Genomic DNA, 23,161 nt, shown 5'->3' with positions numbered 1-23,161 from the left:
GCAGAACACCAACGTTCTCACCAGCACGGCCTTCGTCCAGAAGCTTACGGAACATCTCTACACCAGTACAGGTAGTAGATTGAGTTTCGCGGATACCTACGATTTCAACGGTCTCACCAACTTTAACAATACCCTGCTCTACACGACCGGTTACAACCGTACCACGGCCTGAGATGGAGAATACGTCTTCGATTGGCAGGATGAACGGCTTGTCGATGGCACGCTCTGGCTCTGGAATGTATGAATCCAGTGCTTCACCCAGCTCAACAATCTTCTTCTCCCACTCTGCGTCGCCTTCCAGCGCTTTCAGAGCAGAACCCTGAATTACTGGCAGGTCATCACCCGGGAATTCGTATTCGTTCAGCAGTTCACGAACTTCCATTTCAACCAGTTCCAGCAGCTCTTCATCGTCTACCATGTCACATTTGTTCATGAATACGATGATGTAAGGTACGCCAACCTGGCGACCCAACAGGATGTGCTCACGAGTTTGCGGCATTGGGCCATCCGTTGCCGCTACTACCAGAATAGCACCGTCCATCTGAGCAGCACCGGTGATCATGTTTTTAACATAGTCAGCGTGTCCGGGGCAGTCTACGTGCGCGTAGTGGCGGGTAGGCGTGTCGTATTCTACGTGTGAAGTAGAGATGGTGATACCACGTGCTTTTTCTTCAGGCGCGTTATCGATTTGATCGAAAGCCTGAGCAGAACCACCGTAAGTCTTTGCCAAAACAGTAGTGATCGCTGCAGTAAGAGTGGTTTTACCGTGGTCAACGTGGCCGATAGTACCCACGTTTACGTGGGGTTTCGTACGTTCAAACTTTTCTTTTGCCATTTTTCTCGTTTCCTAAGTTAAAAGCCCGACCCAATATAGACCGGACCGAACCTTCATTAAGATTAGTTTCTCGCTTCAATTATCGCCTGCGCAACATTGTTAGGCGCTTCAGAATAATTGAAGAATTCCATAGAATAAGAAGCTCTGCCCTGGGTCTGAGACCGCAAATCAGTGGCGTACCCAAACATTTCTGACAAGGGCACCTTGGCACGAACAATCTTAATGCCCGCTACACCTTCTTCCATTCCTTCGATTATGCCGCGACGACGGTTAAGGTCACCAACTACGTCACCCATCCAGTCTTCCGGAGTCGTCACTTCAACTTTCATGATGGGCTCAAGCAACACCGGATTCGCTTCCGCGGCGCCTTTTTTGAATCCCATTGAGCCAGCGATCTTAAACGCCATTTCTGAAGAGTCAACATCATGGTAAGAACCGTCGAACAGGGTAACCTTTACATCCAGTACCGGGTAACCTGCCAACACACCATTTTGCATTTGCTCTTCAATCCCTTTATCCACCGCAGGGATGAATTCCTTCGGAACCACACCGCCGACGATTTCGTTTACAAACTCGTAGCCCTTGCCTTCTTCATTCGGCTCGACTCTCAGCCAGACATGGCCGAACTGACCACGACCACCGGATTGACGTACAAATTTGCCTTCCACTTCGACTTTCTTGCGAATGGTCTCGCGATAGGCCACCTGAGGCTTACCCACGTTACATTCTACTTTGAATTCCCGCTTCATGCGGTCAACAATGATGTCCAGGTGCAACTCACCCATTCCTGAGATAATCGTCTGACCGGTTTCATCATCGGTCTTCACACGGAATGAGGGGTCTTCAGCGGCCAGTTTACCCAGCGCAATGCCCATTTTTTCCTGGTCAGCCTGTGACTTTGGCTCCACTGCAATGGAAATCACCGGCTCAGGGAACTCCATACGCTCAAGGGTAATCACATGATTCGGGTCACACAGGGTGTCTCCGGTGGTTACGTCTTTCAGGCCTATGGCAGCAGCGATGTCGCCGGCGCGTACTTCTTTGATTTCTTCACGATCTTTGGCGTGCATTTGCACGATACGGCCAAAACGTTCGCGCTTGCCTTTCACCGGGTTATAGACGGTATCGCCTGTGTTCACCACACCTGAGTAACAACGGAAAAAGGTCAGTGTTCCCACAAAGGGGTCTGTGGCAATCTTAAATGCCAGCGCAGAGAACGGTTCGTTGTCGTCAGCATGACGCTCGGCGTGAGTCTCGTCTTTATCGTCGAGCACACCGTCGATTGCAGGAACATCCACCGGTGCAGGCAAATATTCGATTACGGCATCCAATACGGCCTGAACGCCTTTGTTTTTAAACGCACTGCCGCAGGTAGCCAGAACAATTTCATTGTTCAGGGTGCGGGTACGCAGTCCCTGACGGATTTCCTCTTCGGTCAGCTCTTCGCCTTCCAGGTATTTATCCATCAGTTCGTCGGACGCTTCAGCAGCCGCTTCGATCATCTCGGTACGGTACTGCTGGGCTTTGTCCAGATATTCGGCAGGAATCTCTTCATAGGCAAAGGTCATGCCCATGTCTTCCATATTCCAGTTGATGGCTTTCATCTTGATCAAATCGATGACACCACGGAACTCTTCTTCAGCCCCAATGTTCAACTGAATAGGCACACAATTGGCGCCCAAACGCTTGCGGATTTGACCCACAACACGCTCAAAATCCGCACCGGCACGGTCCATCTTATTGACGAAAACCATGCGCGGTACGTGATATTTGTCGGCCTGTCGCCAGACCGTTTCTGATTGAGGTTCAACCCCGGAAGACCCACAAAAAACCACGACAGCGCCGTCAAGAACACGCAATGAACGCTCTACCTCAATGGTAAAGTCCACGTGCCCGGGGGTGTCTATGATGTTGATTCTGTGCTGGTCATATTGCTGTTGCATACCAGCCCAGAAGCAGGTAGTAGCAGCAGAGGTAATGGTTATGCCCCGCTCCTGTTCCTGCTCCATCCAGTCCATTGTGGCTGCACCATCATGAACTTCACCGATTTTATGTGACAAACCTGTATAAAACAGGACCCGCTCCGTGGTCGTGGTTTTACCCGCGTCCACGTGAGCGACGATTCCAATATTACGATAACGTTCAATTGGGGTCTTACGAGGCATACGTCTCTCTCAGTAGTCTACGTTGATTACCAACGATAGTGAGCGAACGCTTTGTTCGCTTCAGCCATACGGTGCACGTCTTCACGCTTCTTAACCGCAGAGCCTTTATTGTCTGCTGCATCGATCATTTCAGCTGCCAGGCGTTGTGCCATGGATTTCTCGCCACGTTTACGTGCCGCATCAACCAACCAACGCATACCCAGAGCGTTACGACGTACGGGACGAACTTCTACTGGTACCTGATAGGTAGAACCACCTACACGACGGGACTTAACCTCTACGGTAGGACGAATGTTGTCCAGTGCATCTTCAAACACATCCAGGTGTGCCTTGCCGGTTTTCTCAGCAACAATATCAAGCGCACCGTAAACGATTTTTTCAGCAACTGACTTCTTGCCGTCGAGCATTACGACATTCATGAATTTAGCAAGCAGTTGTGAACCGAACTTCGGCTCAGGTAGGATTTTACGTTGACCTACGACTCTTCTTCTTGGCATCTTCTATTCTCCGTGGAATTCAGGGATAACCCAAAACTCAAAATTACAGTTTGGCCTTACTAACGGAGAACCGTTAAGACTTAGGCTTCTTCGCGCCGTACTTGGAACGGGCTTGTTTACGATCGTTTACACCTGCGCAGTCCAGAGTTCCGCGAACGGTGTGATAACGAACACCTGGCAGGTCTTTTACACGACCGCCACGAATCAATACAACACTGTGCTCTTGCAGGTTGTGACCTTCACCACCGATGTATGAAGAAACTTCAAAACCGTTGGTCAAACGAACACGACATACTTTACGCAGTGCAGAGTTTGGTTTCTTAGGCGTAGTGGTATATACGCGAGTACATACACCACGTCTTTGTGGACAAGCCTGAAGCGCAGCGACGTTGCTTTTTGCAACTGGCTTTTGGCGCGGCTTGCGCACTAACTGGTTAACTGTTGCCATTAACTAGCTCCTGATTAAAAACTACAAAAACCCGATACCATGGCTCGGGTCGTGCGATGCGACTTTCATTTCGTCGCCCAACCCTGTGCTCGTCAGGATTGGCTTGGCTTTGAAACAAAAAACCGCGCCCATTTTTGTTGCCTTTTCAGGCTATCCAAAATTCGGGTCGCGGAATATTAATGATCAAAGCTGCCTCTGTCAAGCTGTACAAAGGATAACCAACTGATTAGTTGGCTATCCGTGTCAACTTGCAGGGTGAGAAACACCAGATTGGGCGTTTGGCCCAACCCGGTGAAACGGCTTACTCGTCAGCAGAAGGCTGATTGACTTCCGCATTCAATGCTTCGGTCAGGGCCAGTTCTGCATCAGCAGCAGAAACCGACATTTCTTCCATTGACTCGACTCTTCTCTGAGCACGGCGCTCGTGATAGGCGAAACCGGTACCGGCCGGGATTAGACGCCCGACAATAACGTTTTCTTTCAGACCACGCAGGTCGTCTTCCTTGCCCTGTACCGCCGCTTCGGTCAGTACGCGGGTGGTCTCCTGGAAGGAGGCCGCTGAAATGAACGACTCGGTAGACAGTGAGGCTTTGGTAATACCCAACAGCTGAGTTTCGTACTTAGCCGGGATCTTACCTTGCTTCTCAAGATCACGGTTGGCGATCTTAACGTTGGAAACTTCCACCTGTTCGCCTTCCAGGAACTGGCTGTCACCTGGGTGTACAATCATGCACTTACGCAGCATCTGGCGGATAACCACTTCGATGTGCTTGTCGTTAATTTTTACACCCTGCAGACGGTAAACTTCCTGAACTTCGTTCACGATGTAGTTGGATACCGCACTGATTCCGCGTAGGCGCAGGATATCGTGTGGAGACTCCGGACCGTCGGCGATAACTTCGCCTTTTTCTACGTATTCACCTTCGAACACGTTCAGCTGACGCCACTTAGGAATCATCTCTTCGTAAGCTTCGCCGTCTTTCGGTGTGATGACCAGACGTTTCTTACCTTTGGTCTCTTTACCGAAACCAATGGTACCGGAGATTTCCGCCAGGATTGCAGGCTCTTTCGGCTTACGGGCTTCAAACAGGTCAGCAACCCGTGGCAGACCACCGGTGATGTCACGTGTTTTGGAGCTTTCCTGAGGAATACGTGCCAGCACGTCACCTTCGTTAGCCACTTTACCGTCAGCCGCTTCGATGGTAGTGAAGCTTGGCAGGCGGATTTCCTGCAGACCGAATTCAGCGCTTTCCAGGATCAGCTTAGGCTCTTTCGCATTCACCTTGGACAGATCTTTCACCACGATACGGGTCAGACCGGTCAGCTCGTCCTGCTGCATCTCTGTGTTCGAATCATCGATATCAGAGAAGCTAATCTTAGAGGCACGCTCTACGATAATTGGGTGGCTGTGCGGATCCCAGTTAGCAACGATGTCGCCGGCATTAACGGCAGCACCGTCATCAACGGTCAGGATTGCACCGTAAGGCACTTTATAGCGCTCTTTCTCACGGCCCTGAGCGTCAATTACCGTCAGTTCGGTAGAGCGGGATACGATAACCACTTTGCCGTCCGTGTTGCGAACGAACTTGGCGTTATGCATCTTCAGGCTACCGGCGGTTTTCACCTGTACACTGTTTTCAGCAGATGCCCGTGACGCCGCACCACCGATGTGGAACGTACGCATGGTGAGCTGGGTACCCGGCTCACCGATGGACTGGGCGGCGATGACACCGACAGACTCACCTCTTCCGACCATGTGGCCGCGGGCCAAGTCACGACCGTAACAGTTGGCACACACACCGAAGTCATTGTCACAGGTGATTACCGAGCGAACCATGATCTGATCGATAGAGTTGGCTTCCAGCAGGTCCACCAACTGCTCGTCCAGCAGTTCGTTACGGGCAACCAGTACTTCATCGGTTCCAGGCTTCATGACGTCTTCAGACACCACACGACCCAGTACACGCTCACGCAGCGGCTCTACTACGTCACCACCTTCAATCAGCGGAGTCATTTTCACCCCTTCGAAGGTGCCGCAGTCGTCATTGGTGATAACCAAATCCTGGGCTACGTCTACCAGACGACGGGTCAGGTAACCGGAGTTCGCTGTTTTCAGTGCTGTATCGGCCAAACCTTTACGGGCACCGTGGGTTGAGATGAAGTACTGAAGTACGTTCAGACCTTCACGGAAGTTTGCGGTAATTGGCGTTTCGATGATGGAGCCGTCCGGCTTAGCCATCAGACCACGCATACCGGCCAACTGACGAATCTGTGCCGCGCTACCCCGGGCTCCGGAGTCCGCCATCATAAATACAGAGTTGAAAGAGGTTTGCTCTTCTTCTTCACCGTCTTTATTGATTACCAGGTCAGTTTTCAGGTTATCCATCATCGCCTTGGCCACTTTTTCGTTGGCGTTGGACCAGATATCGATAACTTTGTTGTAACGCTCACCGGCGGTTACCAAACCACTCTGGAACTGCTCCTGGATTTCGATAACTTCCGCTTCGGCAGCTTCGATGATGTCTTTCTTGGCGTCAGGAATAACCATGTCATCGATACCAACTGACGCACCCGCGATCATCGCGTAGTGGAAACCGGTATACATGATTTGGTCAGCCGCAATAACGGTATCTTTCAGACCCAGATTACGATAACAGGCGTTCAGAAGACGTGAAATCTGCTTTTTACCCATAGGCTGGTTGATTATTTCAAACGGCAGACCTTTAGGCAGAATCAGCGAGAACAGCGCACGACCAACCGTAGTATCAGTCAGGGTAACCTTTTCTTCTTTGCTACCATCTTCTTTAACATCGTATTCGGTAATACGGACTTTTACACGTGAATGCAGTTCAGCATGACCAGTACGGTAAGCCTTTTCCGCTTCGTGTGGGCTGGTAAACACCATGCCTTCGCCCAAACCGTTAACTTTGTCACGGGTCAGGTAATACAGACCCAAAACAACGTCCTGTGAAGGTACGATGATTGGCTCACCATTTGCCGGAGACAGAATGTTGTTGGTTGACATCATCAATGCACGGGCTTCAAGCTGTGCTTCGATAGTCAAAGGTACGTGAACCGCCATTTGGTCACCGTCGAAGTCAGCGTTGTACGCCGCACACACCAACGGGTGCAACTGGATCGCTTTACCTTCGATCAGGGTTGGTTCAAATGCCTGGATACCCAGTCTGTGCAGCGTAGGTGCACGGTTCAGCAGTACAGGGTGTTCGCGAATAACTTCGTCCAGAACGTCCCATACTTCCGGTGCTTCGCGCTCTACCAGCTTCTTGGCAGCTTTGATGGTGGTAGCCAGGCCACGACCTTCCAGTTTGCCGTAGATGAATGGCTTGAACAGTTCCAGAGCCATTTTCTTCGGCAGACCACACTGATGCAGACGCAAAGTAGGACCAACGGTAATTACAGAACGGCCAGAGTAGTCAACACGCTTACCCAGCAGGTTCTGACGGAAACGACCCTGTTTACCTTTGATCATGTCAGCCAAAGATTTCAGAGGACGTTTGTTGGAACCGGTAATGGCACGGCCACGACGACCGTTATCCAGCAGGGCATCAACCGCTTCCTGCAACATACGCTTTTCGTTACGTACAATGATGTCAGGCGCAGCCAGGTCGAGCAGACGCTTCAGACGGTTGTTACGGTTGATAACACGACGGTAAAGATCGTTCAGATCGGATGTCGCAAAACGGCCGCCGTCCAGTGGTACCAGCGGACGCAGGTCCGGCGGCAGTACTGGCAATACGGTCATGATCATCCACTCTGGCTTATTGCCAGACTGTTGGAAAGATTCCAGCAGTTTCAGACGTTTAGTGATTTTTTTACGCTTGGTTTCAGAGTTGATGGACGGCAGCTCTTCACGCATGGAGGCTACGTCACCGTCAACGTCCAGCGCTTTCAGCAGGTCAAATACCGCCTCGGCACCCATTTTAGCTTCGAATTCGTCACCGTTCTCTTCCAGCGCATCCAGATACTCTTCTTCGCTCAGCAGCTGTGCACGCTCAAGAGTAGTCATACCAGGCTCGGTCACTACGTAGGATTCGAAGTACAGTACACGTTCGATATCACGTAGCGTCATGTCCAGCATCAAACCGATACGAGACGGCAGAGACTTAAGGAACCAGATGTGGGCAACCGGGCTGGCCAATTCGATGTGGCCCATGCGCTCACGGCGCACTTTGGTCAGAGTTACCTCTACACCACATTTTTCACAGATCACACCACGATGCTTGAGGCGCTTGTACTTGCCACACAGACACTCGTAGTCTTTTACCGGACCAAAGATGCGGGCACAGAACAGGCCGTCGCGCTCAGGCTTGAACGTACGGTAGTTGATGGTTTCAGGCTTCTTAACTTCACCGTACGACCATGAGCGGATCATGTCAGGCGAAGCCAGACCGATTCGAATATTATCGAATTCTTCAGTCTTGTTTTGTTGCTTTAGAAACTTTAATAAGTCTTTCACAATACTCTCCCAGCGGAGTCAGTCTCTAGAGCCCGGCACTTGGGCCGGGCCATCAAATCAATACTTCGGCGATTGCCGTATTACTTTTCTTCCAGCTCGATGTTGATACCCAACGAGCGGATTTCCTTAAGCAATACGTTGAAGGATTCCGGCATGCCCGGCTCCATTCTGTGATCGCCATCAACGATGTTCTTGTACATTTTGGTACGGCCGTTTACGTCATCTGATTTCACTGTCAGCATTTCCTGCAGTGTATAAGCAGCGCCGTAAGCTTCCAGGGCCCACACTTCCATCTCTCCGAAGCGCTGACCACCAAACTGGGCTTTACCACCCAGTGGCTGCTGAGTAACCAGACTGTACGAACCGGTAGAACGGGCGTGCATCTTGTCATCAACCAAGTGGTTCAGTTTCAGCATGTACATGTAGCCAACGGTTACCGGACGCTCAAACTCACGACCTGTGCGACCGTCGCACAGCGTGATTTGCCCGCTTTCTGGTAAGTCAGCCAGTTTCAACATCGCTTTGATTTCTGCTTCACGGGCACCGTCGAACACCGGAGTGGCAACAGGTACACCTTTACGCAGGTTTTCCGCCAGACGCTTGACTTCGTCATCGCTGAAGGTATCCAGATCAACTTCCTGGTGGTTTTCACCCAGTGCGTACACTTCCTTAAGGAAATCACGCAGCTTGGCCACTTCCTGCTGCTCTTTAATCATGTTGTCGATTTTGACACCGATTCCATGCGCAGCCATACCCAGGTGGGTTTCCAGAATCTGACCGATGTTCATCCGCGACGGTACACCCAGTGGGTTCAGTACGATGTCTACCGGTGTGCCGTTTTCATCGTAAGGCATGTCTTCTACCGGAACGATGGTAGAGATTACCCCCTTGTTACCGTGACGACCGGCCATCTTGTCACCTGGCTGGATGTGACGCTTAACCGCAAGGTAAACCTTAACGATCTTCAGTACGCCAGGCGCCAGATCATCACCCTGGGTGATCTTGCGACGCTTCACTTCAAACTTCTTGTCGAAGTCGGCTTTAATTTCTGCGTACTGCTCGGCGATCTGATCAAGATCGTTCTGAGCATCTTCGTCGCTTAACGGAATGTCGAACCACTTCTCGCGTGGCATGCCATCCAGTTTCGCTTCATCAACGCCGGCTTTGGTCAGTACGTTTCTCGCACGGGCGAAGGTACCGTCAGCCAGAATGTTGAATTCATCTGACAGGTCTTTCTTGACCTGACGCAACTGCATGTCTTCGATTTCCAAAGCGCGCTTGTCTTTTTCCACGCCATCGCGGGTGAAGACCTGAACGTCAATCACAGTGCCGTGAACAGAGTTAGGAACGCGCAAAGAAGTGTCTTTAACGTCAGAGGCTTTTTCACCGAAGATGGCGCGCAGCAGCTTTTCTTCCGGCGTCAGCTGGGTTTCACCCTTAGGTGTTACCTTACCAACCAGAATGTCACCGCCCTTCACTTCGGCACCAATGTACACAACACCGGATTCGTCCAGTTTGCTCAGCGCAGCTTCACCCACGTTAGGGATATCAGCACTGATTTCTTCTGGCCCAAGCTTGGTGTCACGAGCAATACAGCTCAGTTCCTGAATGTGGATAGTAGTGAAACGATCTTCCTGTACCACACGCTCAGAGATGAGGATGGAATCCTCAAAGTTGTAACCGTTCCAGGGCATGAACGCGATACGCATGTTCTGGCCCAGAGCCAGTTCACCCAAATCGGTCGATGGACCGTCAGCCAGTACGTCACCAGCAACGATGGGGTCACCCACGTTACAGGTAGGGCGCTGGTTAATACAGGTGTTCTGGTTAGAACGGGTGTATTTGGTCAGGTTGTAGATGTCGATACCGGCTTCGCCTGGCAGCATTTCATCTTCATCAACCTTGATTACGATACGACCCGCGTCAACGTAATCAACCACACCACCACGCTTCGCGACCACGGTTACACCGGAGTCAACGGCGATGGTTTTTTCCATACCGGTACCAACCAGCGGCTTATCAGCACGCAGGGTAGGAACCGCCTGACGTTGCATGTTCGCACCCATCAAGGCACGGTTGGCGTCATCGTGTTCCAGGAACGGAATGATGCTGGCAGCGATTGAAACGATTTGCTGCGGGGAGACGTCCATGTACTTGATGTCTTCTTTAGGCATCAAGGTAGTCTCACCGCGGTGACGACACGGAATCAGGTCATCAACCAGTGCGCCATTTTCGTCAAGCAGGATGTTCGCCTGGGCGATAGCAAACTGGCCTTCTTCAATGGCAGACAGGTAATCGATTTCTTCAGTGACCACACCGTCAACGATGCGACGGAATGGGGTTTCCAGGAAACCGAAGTCATTGGTACGGGCAAAACTCGCCAATGAGTTAATCAGACCGATGTTCGGACCTTCAGGGGTCTCAATCGGACACAGACGACCATAGTGAGTAGGGTGTACGTCTCGAACTTCGAAGCCCGCACGTTCACGGGTAAGACCACCCGGACCAAGGGCAGAAATACGACGCTTGTGCGTAACTTCTGACAGCGGGTTGTTCTGATCCATAAACTGAGACAGCTGGGAAGAGCCAAAGAACTCTTTCACTGCCGCAGAGATAGGCTTGGCGTTGATCAAGTCCTGAGGCATCACGTTGTCCAGGTCACCCAGGGACAAACGCTCTTTCACCGCACGCTCAACACGCACCAGACCTACACGGAACTGGTTTTCGGCCATCTCGCCCACAGAACGGATACGACGGTTACCCAGGTGGTCGATATCGTCTACTTCATCTTTACCGTCACGGATTTGAATCAGCTGTTTCATAACAGCAATGATGTCTTCTTTATCCAGTGTACCGGAACCTGTCAGTTCTTCACGGCCCAAGCGGCGATTGAACTTCATACGACCAACAGAAGACAGGTCGTAGCGCTCTTCAGAGAAGAACAGGTTGTCGAACAGGGTCTCTGCGGCGTCTTTTGTTGGCGGCTCACCAGGACGCATCATACGGTAAATTTCTACCAGCGCTTCCAGACGGTTTGTGCTGCTGTCGATACGCAGGGTATCGGAAATATAAGAACCGTGATCCAGCTCGTTAATGTACAAGGTTTCAAATTCTTTGATACCTGCTTGGCTCAGTTCTGCCAGTGATTCGAGGGTAAGCTCATCGTTCGCATTAACGATCACTTCACCAGTGTCTTCATTGACATAGGTTGCAGCGTATACGCGGCCAATCAGATACTCGGCAGGTACTTCCAACTCGGTGATACCGGCTTTTTCCAAAGCGCGGGTATGACGGGCTGAAATACGACGGCTGGTTTCAACCAGTACGTTACCTTCCGCATCGAGAATGTCGAACTGGGCAGTTTCACCACGCAGACGATCAGGAACCACTTCCATCATCAGACGGTTGTCGGCAATGCGGATCTGTACTTTTTCAAAGAAAGTATCTAGAACTTCTTCCGTGCTCATTTCCAACGCGCGCAAGATAATCGTTGCAGGCAACTTGCGGCGACGGTCAATACGCACAAACAGGTTATCTTTCGGGTCGAACTCGAAATCCAACCAGGAACCACGGTAAGGAATTACCCGCGCGTTATACAGCACTTTACCGGAAGAGTGGGTTTTGCCTTTGTCGTGATCAAAGAACACGCCAGGAGAACGGTGCAACTGTGACACGATAACACGCTCAGTTCCATTGATGACGAACGTACCGTTCTCGGTCATCAACGGGATCTCACCCATGTACACTTCTTGTTCTTTAATATCTTTTACGGTACCTGGGGCGGCTTCTTTATCGAACAGCACCAACCGCAGTTTTACTCTTAGTGGAGCGGAGAAGGTGACGCCACGGATCTGACATTCTTTGACATCAAATACAGGTTCACCCAGACGGTAACTGACGTACTGTAACTCTGAGTTGCCAGAATAGCTTTTGATCGGAAATACGGAACGAAAAGCTGCTTCCAAACCATATTGACCGTCAGTATCGATTTCAATAAATTTTTTGAAAGAATCTAGCTGAATTGAAAGGAGGTATGGAATTTCCAATACCTGTGGGCGTTTGCCAAAATCCTTACGGATACGTTTCTTTTCGCTATAAGAGTAAACCATGGGTTCCTCAGCCTGCTGATTTTTGACCCAACCTGCTGCCTGATCCCGATTCGGGTATCAAACAACAAACTTCCACGACCCTTTTTCGGGCAATTCAACCAGCATACACCAAAAATTCGCCAATGATTAGCTAACTTGTTGGTTTTATGCTTTTTTTGAATTTTCCGAGTTGCGCCTTACGAGGGACAGTCAAGGGTTATAAACTGTACACCCTACAGCGCAAAAAGGCTGGTGGTCAACTACAACCACCAGCCTTGCCGTCTCAGGCAAATAATCTGATCAATTCAGATTACTTGATTTCAACTGTTGCACCAGCTTCTTCAAGCTCTTTCTTCAGTGCTTCAGCGTCATCTTTGCTTACGCCTTCTTTGATAGCTTTAGGAGCAGCTTCAACTACTTCTTTCGCTTCTTTCAGGCCAAGACCAGTTGCGCCGCGAACTGCTTTGATAACTGCAACTTTGTTTGCGCCGAATGAAGTCATTACAACGTCAAATTCAGTCTTTTCTTCAGCTGCAGCAGCTTCGCCACCAGCAACAGGACCAGCTGCAACTGCAACAGCAGCAGAAACGCCGAATTTCTCTTCAGCTGCTTCGATCAGCTCAACCAGTTCCATAACTGGCATTTCAGCAATCGCGTTCAAGATATCTTCTTTGGTTAGAGCCATTTCTCTAAACTCCTGGGTTTAAAATGTTAAAAAAATCAATATGCCAAAAACACCAATTACTTGGTGTCTTTGACCGCCGCCAATACGCGCACAAATTTGGCAGGCACTTCGTTGATAGTCTGAACGAATTTGCCAACCGGTGCTTTGAAGGTCGCAAGCAGTTTTGCAAGCGCTTCGTCGCGAGTCGGAAGTGAAGCTACTGCATCCAGTTTTTCTGGACCCAACAGACCACTACCAATAGAAAGTGCAGTCACTTTCAGCTTATCGTTCTTCTTCCCGTAGTCTTTGAAAAGACGCGCTGCACCACCAGGTGCATCGATAGAGAAGCCGTAGATAAGCGGACCAGTTAAGGCGCTTTCCAAGTCTGCAAATTTACTGTCAGCCAGAGCGCGTTTAGCCAGAGTGTTACGTACTACCTTCAGGTAGACGCCTTGCTCACGGGCTTTAACACGCAGGTCGGTCAGTTCTGCAACTTCCATCCCACGGTATTCAGCGACGGCAACGGATAGAGCGCGAGACGCAACATCAGAAACTTCTGCTACGATCTCTTTCTTTGCTGCTAAACCTAGTGCCACTGAGTTCACCTCTTTGTATCTGATGACTTGCACGGTTTGCCGTTAAGTTCATCAGGGTTCACAGATTGATACGTCCGGTACCTTTCGGTTACCGGTCGTACCGCTCTACGGTGTTTGTTACCCCAGAGAGTCTGAGTCAAACCACCGTCTGCGCAGGCTTTTGCCATTAAGCAACACATTGAATGTAAAAGTTCTCTTACCTCTTTTACTGCGTCGCACCTGCGGTCTTGGACGGGAGCTGCGTGTCAGCTATGCTGCATTCAGCTCCAACCCATAACCTTTTCAGAGAAACCGGCACTGTGTACCGGCAGGGAATTACTGGCCTACGCTGGCTTTATCAAGCGTTACACCTGCGCCCATAGTGGTGCTCAGGCTAACTTTCTTGATATAGGTGCCTTTAGCTGAAGAAGGCTTGGCTTTCTTCAGGGCATCCAGCAACGCCTCCAGGTTTTCCTGAATTTGGTTTGCTTCGAAAGCAATCTTACCAATGCTGGCGTGGATGATACCGTTCTTGTCGTTACGGTATCTTACCTGACCGGCTTTTGCGTTTTTAACCGCAGTCGCAACATCAGGAGTTACTGTGCCAGTCTTAGGGTTAGGCATCAGGCCGCGAGGACCGAGGATTTGACCCAGTTGACCAACTACACGCATCGCGTCCGGGCTGGCAACCACTACGTCAAAGTTCATTTCGCCTTTTTTGACCTGTTCAGCCAGATCGTCCATACCTACGATGTCAGCACCAGCTTCTTTCGCAGCTTCTGCATTTGCACCCTGGGTGAACACAGCAACGCGAACATCTTTACCAGTACCGTTAGGCAGTACAGTTGCACCACGAACGTTTTGGTCAGATTTCTTGGCATCAATACCCAGATTGATGGCAACGTCAACGCTCTCTGCGAACTTGGCAGTCGCCAGTTCTTTCAGCAGCGCAACCGCTTCATTGATTTCGTATTCCTTGGTCGCATCCACTTTTTCGCGGATCAGGCGAGCGCGTTTAGTTAATTTAGCCATTCGATTAGTCCTCTACGTTCAAGCCCATGCTGCGAGCAGAGCCCGCAATAGTGCGTACAGCTGCATCCAGATCAGCAGCAGTCAGATCCGGCTCTTTGGTCTTGGCAATTTCTTCCAACTGAGCACGGGTCACTTTACCCACTTTTTCAGTGTTAGGACGGCCTGAACCACTCTTGATACCCGCAGCTTTTTTCAGCAGGTAAGAAGCAGGAGGCGTTTTGGTTTCGAAGGTAAAAGAACGGTCTTCGTAAACAGTAATTTCTACTGGTACTGGAGCGCCTTTCTCAAGACTTTCGGTTTTTGCGTTGAAAGCCTTACAGAATTCCATGATGTTCACACCTTTTTGACCCAATGCAGGACCAACCGGTGGACTTGGGTTAGCAGCACCCGCTGCAACCTGAAGCTTAATCAAGCCAATTACTTTTTTAGCCATTTTTAATGCTCTCTTGTTTGGGTCTAACGCCTCGCAAGTACTGAGAATACTTGCTCAAACGGCTCCCCGTTCCGTTAAAAAGGGCGCGTAATGTACAACAATTCACCACATGAAGCAAGCCCCTGAGTGGAATTTTACTATGCGGAATTTATTAAAATACCTTAAAAGCCGGAAGTGTACTTCTGTGCCTACCGTTTTCCCCCCGGCTAGCCGACAGGGGCTTTGCAATACTCATTGATAAAGGCCTGATGGGAAGGCATATAATCAGCTGAACGACGCACTACATTCCGGATTCCGTCCAGCCGCCGTGCCAATTCGTCTTCCCCAAACAAGCCGGTCAGACCATGAAAACTCTCAGGCCTGAGGCCCTGACCGTACATAACTTCAAACCAGCTTAAATCGCTAAACATTTCGTTGTTGAAGCGGAATACCCGGCCGCTCGCCTTAAACTGTTCAATCTTCTGAGTCAGAGAGTCGGGTACCGGCATGGTTCGGCAGTATTCCCAGAATGGTGCATCACTGCGCTGGGTAACATGGTAGTGAAGGATCAGAAAATCCCGGATGCGCTCGAATTCAAACGTCATCTGACGGTTAAACTCGTCAATGTCGGCCCCCACCGGTTGGCGGGTTGGAAAGAACGAGAAGAACTTGGAAATGGCCATCTGAACCAGGTGTAGACTGGTTGATTCCAGCGGTTCCATAAAACCGCTGGACAGACCGATAGCCAGGCAGTTTTTATTCCAGAACTTTTTTCGCTTGCCAGTTACAAACCGGATCAAACGGGGTTCGTTGAGCGGTTTTCCGTCAAGGTTTGACAGCAAGATTTGTCTGGCTTCGGCCTCATCCATAAACTCGCTGCAATAAACGTGGCCATTTCCAATGCGGTGTTGTAAAGGAATTCGCCACTGCCACCCTGCCTTTTGCGCAGCTGCGCGGGTAAATGGCCAGGGCTCTTCGTTCAGGGTGCTGGCAACGGTTAAAGCCCGGTCACAAGGTAACCAGTGGCGCCAGTCATCAAACCCCGTTTGCAGCGTCTGCTCTATCAGCACTGCCCGAAACCCGCTGCAATCAATAAAGAAGTCCGCCTCGTGCACACTGCCATCGGCCAGCCGCAGCGACTTGATTGAACCGTCGGGATGCTGTTGAACTTCGGTCACTTTTCCTTCAGTTCGGACCACGCCGCACTTTTCCGACAATTCCCTCAGATAGAGGGCATACAGGCCTGCGTCAAAATGAAAGGCATAGGCAATGTTCGACAGCGGTGAATTGCCGGCATCGACTGAGCGCATAAAGCGCTTTTCATTGCACGCAAGCGAAGAAAGCGTGTATTCGTCCAGCGGAGCAGCCTTACCCTGGGCGCGCATTTTCATCCAGTAATGGTAAAACTGCACACCTTCCATGTTTTTTCCTACTTCGCCAAATGCGTGGTAGTAGCGGCTGCCAATTTCGTCCCAGTCGGTAAACTGAATGCCGAGCTTGAAGGTGCCCTGGGTTCGGCGTAAAAATTCATTTTCATCCAGGCCAATAAGGTCGTTGTAAAGCAGGATTTGTGGAATAGTGGCTTCACCTACTCCAACGGTTCCAATGTCCTGCGACTCAATAAGCTGTATTTCACAGAATTGATTTTTCAGAATTTTGCCGAGGGCTGCTGCGGTCATCCAACCCGCCGAGCCGCCCCCAAGGATAATAATTTTGCGAAGTTGCTGTGTCATCAGGCCCCCTGACTCGCGTTACCTAAAGCGTGAATGTTCAACGGTACGCCAGCGTTGCAAAACCGGGATACAAATTCCCTGTGTTCAGGCATTCCTGAAACCACGCACCTGATTCGCCTGGCAATTTCTTCCATTACTGGAAACAGGGATTCATCATCAGTCGCTTCCAGTACCACACTGCTGCGCTGCGGCAAATCCCCCATCCCCATCAGCAGTGCAAACCACTGGGCATCACTGACGGCTCCGGTTTCTCGCTGCAGCAACCGACCGCAACGCAAAAAGAGTTGTCGCTGCAACGATTGTTTTCCGAACAGTGTCTGCTCAAAATCCTCAGCTTCTGCAATGTATGTATCTGCGTATTGTCGATAACTCATTGCCAGAGCATGGCTTGCAAATTGTGCAGGCCACAATTCCAGCAATTTCTGCAGCCAGTCTATTAAAGTATCAAAAGGTGAGGTTAAACTCGTCAATAACGGTAATTCCAGTCGCAATTGATTACCGGTCCAGCTGGCCGAAAAGCGTTTAAACTGCCTGAAGTAACGCCCCTGGCCCGACTGATGTTGCGCCCCCTGGCGCAAGCCATACTGCAACGTTTGCCGGCGGGTATGAGCCAGCTTCAGGGTTTTACCGGCCTGAGAATGAAGCTCTGAATAACCACAACAGCTTTCTGGGAGCAGCGTTTCCTCGATGCTTTCAGCACTTTTGCTGCCACCGGCGACAGACGCAATATGAAGCCAAAAGTCCACCTGCGGATGTGCTTCCGCCGGGATCGAATCATCGGACACAGGCAGGTACACCACACCCAGTTGCTGATTAAATGTGTGCAGCAGGCTTGCCAGTTGAGCGGCTTCGAGGGTTACACCACTGCGCATAGCGTGCGCCCATCCGGACCACTGCGCCATTGGTAATGCAAAGCGCCCCAAACAAGCGGCACTGCCCGCCAGACTGAATTCGTCCGGATTGCGCTCTGGAAACCGGGAAAACATTCGCAACATGCCGTGTTCAAATTCCTTTTGCCGGCTTTTCAATCCATAACTACCATAGGGCAGCAGAGCGCCGCGTTTGAACCAGTTACATCGCAGTCCCCAGCAGAAGTTTCCCTGACATTCCCGCATTAGCCCAGCCAATGATAATCCTGTAACAGCGCAAAAATCGTGAAGACCCGGCCCCCATTCCGCGACCACCGGGCCATCTTTAACGGGGGTTTCAAAGCCAATAATTTTAGCGCCAAAGGGTGACAGTGTCCGGCTAAGCCAACTGCTCGCAATCTGGAACATCAATCCCTGCCCTACCACACCAATAACCCTATGATTCATCCGGATACAAATCCATACAGACTTGGGGATGCCTCAGGATATCTGAGCCCCTCTTCTCCAGCGCGCCCTAGGGCATACTTATGGGCAGACATTTGGCCGACCAGGCTGACGAGTTTTGCCTGGTAACTCGTCAGTTCCTGCGCAATCTGGTGCTTGGGCCACTTTTGCATCCTGCCGTCAATACCCTGCGGATAACGCCCCTGCCCCAGAGCAACCGTAACCCAGGAAACCGGCATAAATAAACCCTGCCGATAGCCACTGAAATGACCGGTTTCGTCATAAAGCTGCAATCGCAGGTTTAGCGAATCGGGCAGAGCCATAGTCGCGCAATAACGCCAAAACGAAGAATTGAGCCCGTTTTGATGGTAATGCAGGATCAGGAAATCGCGAATGCGCTCGTATTCGATATCGATAAACTGGTTAAATGCCTGCCGCTCTGCGTGACAATTCCTATCTGCCGGCAAATATTCAATAAATTTCTCAATCGCAACCTGCACCAGATACAAGCTAGTCGACTCCAGTGGCTCCAGAAACCCACTCGAAAGGCCGATGGCAACACAATTTCGCTGCCAGCTTTTGCGACGTTTCCCCGGCAGGAAACTCAGTACCTTAAGCCGGGATTCATCAATACCCTCAACAGAGCGGTTCAATAACACCGCCGCCTCATCATCGGACATTTCATGACTCGCATAGACCACACCGTTACCCGTGCGGTGCTGCAGCGGGATCTGCCAACGCCACCCCGCACAATGGGTTTGTGACAGGGTGTAAGTTGGAGGTGAATCCATCGCTCCTGAAGCGCCGGCAACGGCCCGATCACACGGTAACCATTGCTGCCAGCTTTCATAACCGCTGTTGAGTTCCTGTTCTATGAGCCGTGCACTAAACCCGCTGCAATCGAGAAACCAGTCACCCTCAATAATTTCACCGTTCAATAACCGCAGACTGCAAATGTCCCCTGACAGTGACAACTGCACGCTTTCTACCTTGCCCAGGATATGCTTTACACCGTTGGCCAGGCTGAACTCACGCAGATAATCAGCATAACGGGTAGCGTCCAGATGGAAGGCGTAGCCGTATCGCCCTGCCATTGAATCACCCTGTTTTGGATATTCAAACCGATGCGCCCTGGCAGCGAGAGATGCCAGACAAAAACGATCGTAGTCCACTTCGGATGAACGGCCAAAAGCCCGCAAAAAATAGTGGTGGAATTCAATATCGTTTATCCGTTCACCGCTATACCCAAAGCCGTGACAATAGTCGCTCGCCTCGTACCCCCAACCTTTGAACCGAATGGCGAGTTTGTATGTCGCACCGACGGAACGGATAAACTCATTTTCATCAATTCCTAACGTTTGGTTGAAATATCGAATGTGAGGAATGGTGGCTTCTCCGACGCCCACGGTTTGAAGTTCAGGTGCACTCACCAGCGTGATCCGGTAGCGGCTTGCCGGCAACAGACGCGACAGTGCAGCGGCACTCATCCAACCGGCAGTGCCGCCACCTAAAATCACTATATCAACCGGCTTCACCATGCAGAAACCTGGGGATACGCGCCAAGGTACTTCAGCGATCTAAAAATTGGCCCGCGCCACCAACGCTATCCGCCGATCTGAGACAAACCAGGAGCGGCCCGCTTCCAACCCGTCATTGTTCAGCATCATGATGGTCTCCGACTGGGAATTGGTCAGGTTTGTTCCCTGTAATCCAACAGTAAAGTTGTCGTTTATGTTGTAGAACAAGGAACCGTCTAACTGGCCGTGATCATCATACCAAAGCGGCGCCTTGGATATCACGTCACGGGTGGTGAGCAGGTAACGGGAGCGCCAATTATAAGCCAGCCTGGCACTCCAGCCATTTTTTTCGTACATACCGACAAGGTTAAACGTCCGCTTGGACTGACCTTCCAGGGGTATTGAGTCCAAACTGACCCGGATGCCAGGGTCGGTGGCGGAATCTCCTGCCCAGGATTCATCCTCGGCATCAATCTGGTTGTTAGGGACCCCACTGGCATCAATATAGGTAAATGTCGCCTGCACCCCCAAGCCATCCCAGGGCGCGGGTAACGTATCGAAAAATTGCTGGTAAGCAAACTCCACGCCATCCATTTTACCCTTTCCACCATTGGTTGTAGTGTTCACCAATGCCGTTTGTGTCTGGCCTGTGGTTGGATTGGTAAAGCTTTGCGGCGTAGCCCCCTGAATAAAGTAGTTTCTCAGGTCTTTATGGAACAGTGTCACACTCAGTTGCCCCACCTCCGCAAAATACCATTCCAGGGCCACGTCATATTGCCAGGATTCCATTGGCTCCAGGTAAGGGTTGCCACCTTCCCCTGTCCATGCAGGAACATAGGCGCCCTGAATCAATGTGTCTTCCGGATCTGGCTGTGTACCAGGGTCGGGGTTGGTCGGCCTGATGGCCTGTACGTCATCATTACCCAGCATTACCCTGTTGCGCACATCCCCAATGTCCGGCATGGCCACCGCTTTGGAAAAAGCAAATCGACCAATGAGCTCGTCGGTCAACTCCACTTTGATGTTAAAGCTGGGCAACAGCATACTGAAATCCGTTTTCGCTTCCTGGCGCTCGGCGGTTTCATCTCCGAATGCCCTGTCCTCTACAGGCAAATAATTCAGCGGCTCACCTATCCAGCGGTTTTCTTCTGCCTGCAAGGCATCTTCAAAACTGGCGTAGTTACCCTGCGCTACCTGATCATTTACCCAAGCCGTAACAATTTCCGGATTCAGTTGCTGATTGGCAAGATCACCGGGCGCAGCAAACTCAGGCGCGGGCACAAGGTCAGGGTAGTTTATAAAGCCATTGGCTTCGCGGGTCAGTTTTACGTAACGCAACCCAACATTACCCGAGAAGAACAGATCCTCGCCCCCTTCAAAATTCAGGCGCAGATAAATGGCTTTATTAACTTCAGTCGTGTCATTGATTTCCCCCGGTGCGAAGATCCCGTACTGCGAGTCCAGCGTTACGTTTGTTCGATTCGGATAGGGTACCCAGTCACCCGCATCGGTTTTGTAGGGCATATTTCCATTAATAACTGAACGGACAAACGCTTCCGTTGCATGTATGGTTTGATCGCCCGGAATGTGTGCCACTCCACCACCGTGGAAATCTGACCAGTCCACCATCTCAAAGTTGCTCTGGTAGTCATCAGGCAAGGTGTCGAGCCAGGCAGCAGGGGTTGAACCGGAAAATTCCGGCCCCAGTGAACCCCAGTTCCAGTCAGTGGATCGCACCGTCTGTTCCCGCTTGGCATAGCGCACACCTGTTTGCAGGGACGTAAACAGACTGTCATCCCCGAGGAAGTATTTGCCATCCAGACGAAATGCCTTCGACTCTCCTTCAGAACGCTCGTAATGATCCATTGCACTTCTGAGAAAATACGATGTACGGTCCTGAAAGTAGTTGCTGTCTCCGGCCGGATCATCCGTAAAGCCAGGATATACTCCGCCTGCGTACACTTCAGGGTTGGCGTCCCGGTAGCCGAAATAGGGTTCGAGCAGCATCATGTCCGGTGTTGAACCCGTTACGTCATAAGTCTGCCCTGCAAAAGCTGCGGTGTGCACCACCACATCATCATCGGAAGTTTCTGCGTCGATATACTGAAAATCCGCAGTCAGTTCGAGATTTTCCGAAGCAAGCCAGCGCAAATTGAACGACAGGTCTTCCACCAGGCTTTCGGTGTCCTTAACCCGGCTGTCAAATTGTGTGGGGTAACCAAACTGGGGCCGGCCACCCGTCTCCCAAGAACGGATTACGCGATCTGCGTTGCCATCACCGGCCCGCCACCCATCCACTCCCTGAGTCAGAGTTCCGGACTCAAACAGGCCACGGTCATCAAACGTAAATGATGTACCATCCAGCGGCCGGGTGCGCCTTTCATTAATGTTGTAATAACCGCCCTGATACTTCACCGCCTGTTCATGCCATGACAGCTTGGCATCAGAACGAATGTATTGCAGCGTACCAAGCAGGGTTTCGTCTTCACTTTCCCACTGCAACGCAGACGCAAAGCCCTTGCGCTCCCGATCGTCGAACTTTTTCAGCAGGTTGGACGCATTCGGCATCCACACAATGCCTTCACCATTTTCACCAACGAAAGACTCTGCACCGGCCAAATCTCTTGCGTACATGGTTACAAATGCATCGGATTGAATACCGTGAGATTCGCCATACAGCTGTGAATCGGCATAATTAACCAGCAATCCAAACTCACCTGCGGAGTCGAGATCCCAACGATCACTGTACAGGGCCGAAAATGTGGGGCTGCCCTTTTCGGCAACATCACCATAAGAATAGTCCCCGCCAATGGCTATCACCCGGCCTTGAGAGTCGAAGGGCTTGCGGGTACGCAAACTCACCGTACCACCAATTCCCCCCTCGATCATATCGGCAGTCTGGTTTTTGTATACGTCCACTCCACCCATCAATTCCGGAGAAACATCCTGAAACGACAATCCCCGGCCACTGTTGGCGGTAAACGAGTCACGCCCATTAAATTCACTGCGGGTCTGAGTCATACCCCGGATAATGGCACCGCTGCCCTCAACACTAAAGTGGTCCGGATCGTCAGGACCAGCAAAACGCTCTATTGATATCCCTGGAAGCCGCTGAATGGCCTCTAGCACACTGCGATCAGGCAAAACACCAATATCAGAAGCGGTAATGCTATCCAGCACCGTATCGGAATTTCGTTTGAGATTTTGAGCATTTAACAAATTGCCCCGCGTACCACTTACCTCAATAACCTCAAGCTGAGATTCATCGTCCTGCGCTGCATTATCTGTTGTTGAATCGGCCTGTTGAGCATGCACGCTGCCAAACGCTGACATCATCGCAATCGCAGTAAGCGATTTCCTGAAATTAATAAGGCAGCTTGGCTTAGACACCGGTTTCCGATACAC

The 23,161-nt window shown here is 50.9% G+C and carries 14 protein-coding genes; all 14 read right to left on the bottom strand.

The features are described 5' to 3' along the window. Positions 1-835: elongation factor Tu (gene tuf, locus DXV75_RS10310; RefSeq protein WP_115593320.1), on the bottom strand; the 835-nt coding region annotated here is incomplete at its 3' end. Between the two features lie 62 nt (positions 836-897). Beyond that, positions 898-3,000: an elongation factor G gene (gene fusA, locus DXV75_RS10305; protein WP_115593319.1), complete on the bottom strand. Its 2,103-nt coding sequence runs from the start codon at positions 2,998-3,000 to the stop codon at positions 898-900. 26 nt (positions 3,001-3,026) lie between these two features. After that, a complete protein-coding gene (rpsG, locus tag DXV75_RS10300; RefSeq protein WP_115593318.1) occupies positions 3,027-3,497 on the bottom strand; it encodes a 30S ribosomal protein S7 in 471 nt (156 codons plus the stop codon). Positions 3,498-3,570: 73 nt separating this feature from the next. Next, positions 3,571-3,945 (bottom strand): 30S ribosomal protein S12, encoded by a 375-nt coding sequence (gene rpsL / locus DXV75_RS10295; RefSeq protein ID WP_115593317.1) that lies wholly within the window; start codon positions 3,943-3,945, stop codon positions 3,571-3,573. A 301-nt stretch (positions 3,946-4,246) separates the two neighbouring features. Then, positions 4,247-8,422 (bottom strand): DNA-directed RNA polymerase subunit beta', encoded by a 4,176-nt coding sequence (rpoC, locus tag DXV75_RS10290; RefSeq protein WP_115593316.1) that lies wholly within the window; start codon positions 8,420-8,422, stop codon positions 4,247-4,249. A gap of 80 nt (positions 8,423-8,502) precedes the next feature. Next, entirely contained in the window at positions 8,503-12,531 is a 4,029-nt protein-coding gene (gene rpoB, locus DXV75_RS10285; protein ID WP_115593315.1) for a DNA-directed RNA polymerase subunit beta, read from the bottom strand. 289 nt (positions 12,532-12,820) lie between these two features. Beyond that, positions 12,821-13,195, bottom strand: coding sequence for a 50S ribosomal protein L7/L12 (gene rplL / locus DXV75_RS10280; protein WP_115593314.1), 375 nt, complete (start codon positions 13,193-13,195; stop codon positions 12,821-12,823). 56 nt (positions 13,196-13,251) lie between these two features. After that, a complete protein-coding gene (gene rplJ, locus DXV75_RS10275; RefSeq protein WP_115593313.1) occupies positions 13,252-13,770 on the bottom strand; it encodes a 50S ribosomal protein L10 in 519 nt (172 codons plus the stop codon). Between the two features lie 315 nt (positions 13,771-14,085). Next, entirely contained in the window at positions 14,086-14,781 is a 696-nt protein-coding gene (gene rplA / locus DXV75_RS10270) for a 50S ribosomal protein L1 (protein WP_115593312.1), read from the bottom strand. Positions 14,782-14,785: 4 nt separating this feature from the next. Beyond that, a complete protein-coding gene (gene rplK / locus DXV75_RS10265; protein WP_115593311.1) occupies positions 14,786-15,214 on the bottom strand; it encodes a 50S ribosomal protein L11 in 429 nt (142 codons plus the stop codon). A 206-nt stretch (positions 15,215-15,420) separates the two neighbouring features. Beyond that, positions 15,421-16,926, bottom strand: coding sequence for a tryptophan halogenase family protein (locus DXV75_RS10260; RefSeq protein ID WP_115593310.1), 1,506 nt, complete (start codon positions 16,924-16,926; stop codon positions 15,421-15,423). Next, the gene (locus DXV75_RS10255; protein WP_115593309.1) at positions 16,926-18,242 is read right to left on the bottom strand and encodes a tryptophan 7-halogenase; all 1,317 of its coding nucleotides are present in this window, start codon (positions 18,240-18,242) and stop codon (positions 16,926-16,928) included. The genes DXV75_RS10260 and DXV75_RS10255 overlap by 1 nt, the downstream gene beginning before the upstream one ends. After that, positions 18,239-19,777 carry a tryptophan halogenase family protein gene (locus DXV75_RS10250; protein ID WP_115593308.1) on the bottom strand — a complete coding sequence of 513 codons (1,539 nt, stop codon included), beginning with the start codon at positions 19,775-19,777 and terminating at the stop codon, positions 18,239-18,241. Before DXV75_RS10250 ends, DXV75_RS10255 begins: the two co-directional genes overlap by 4 nt. Before the next feature lie 39 nt (positions 19,778-19,816). Next, positions 19,817-23,146, bottom strand: a complete 3,330-nt coding sequence (locus tag DXV75_RS10245) for a TonB-dependent receptor (protein ID WP_220272521.1) — start codon at positions 23,144-23,146, stop codon at positions 19,817-19,819. Positions 23,147-23,161: the final 15 nt, after the last annotated feature.

It is taken from the genome of Alteromonas aestuariivivens (assembly GCF_003367475.1).
Classification (GTDB): Bacteria; Pseudomonadota; Gammaproteobacteria; order Enterobacterales; family Alteromonadaceae; genus Alteromonas; species Alteromonas aestuariivivens.
This window is presented reverse-complemented; position numbering and strand designations above follow the sequence as displayed.

Excerpts from the sequence above, each read along its gene's own strand:
- DXV75_RS10250 (WP_115593308.1), bottom strand. The coding sequence starts at position 19,777 with ATGGTGAAGCCGGTTGATATAGTGATTTTAGGTGGCGGCACTGCCGGT.
- rpoB (WP_115593315.1), bottom strand. The coding sequence starts at position 12,531 with ATGGTTTACTCTTATAGCGAAAAGAAACGTATCCGTAAGGATTTTGGC.
- rplL (WP_115593314.1), bottom strand. The coding sequence starts at position 13,195 with ATGGCTCTAACCAAAGAAGATATCTTGAACGCGATTGCTGAAATGCCA.
- rplK (WP_115593311.1), bottom strand. The coding sequence starts at position 15,214 with ATGGCTAAAAAAGTAATTGGCTTGATTAAGCTTCAGGTTGCAGCGGGT.
- DXV75_RS10255 (WP_115593309.1), bottom strand. The coding sequence starts at position 18,242 with ATGAATCATAGGGTTATTGGTGTGGTAGGGCAGGGATTGATGTTCCAG.
- rpsL (WP_115593317.1), bottom strand. The coding sequence starts at position 3,945 with ATGGCAACAGTTAACCAGTTAGTGCGCAAGCCGCGCCAAAAGCCAGTT.
- rplA (WP_115593312.1), bottom strand. The coding sequence starts at position 14,781 with ATGGCTAAATTAACTAAACGCGCTCGCCTGATCCGCGAAAAAGTGGAT.
- fusA (WP_115593319.1), bottom strand. The coding sequence starts at position 3,000 with ATGCCTCGTAAGACCCCAATTGAACGTTATCGTAATATTGGAATCGTC.
- rpsG (WP_115593318.1), bottom strand. The coding sequence starts at position 3,497 with ATGCCAAGAAGAAGAGTCGTAGGTCAACGTAAAATCCTACCTGAGCCG.
- DXV75_RS10260 (WP_115593310.1), bottom strand. The coding sequence starts at position 16,926 with ATGACACAGCAACTTCGCAAAATTATTATCCTTGGGGGCGGCTCGGCG.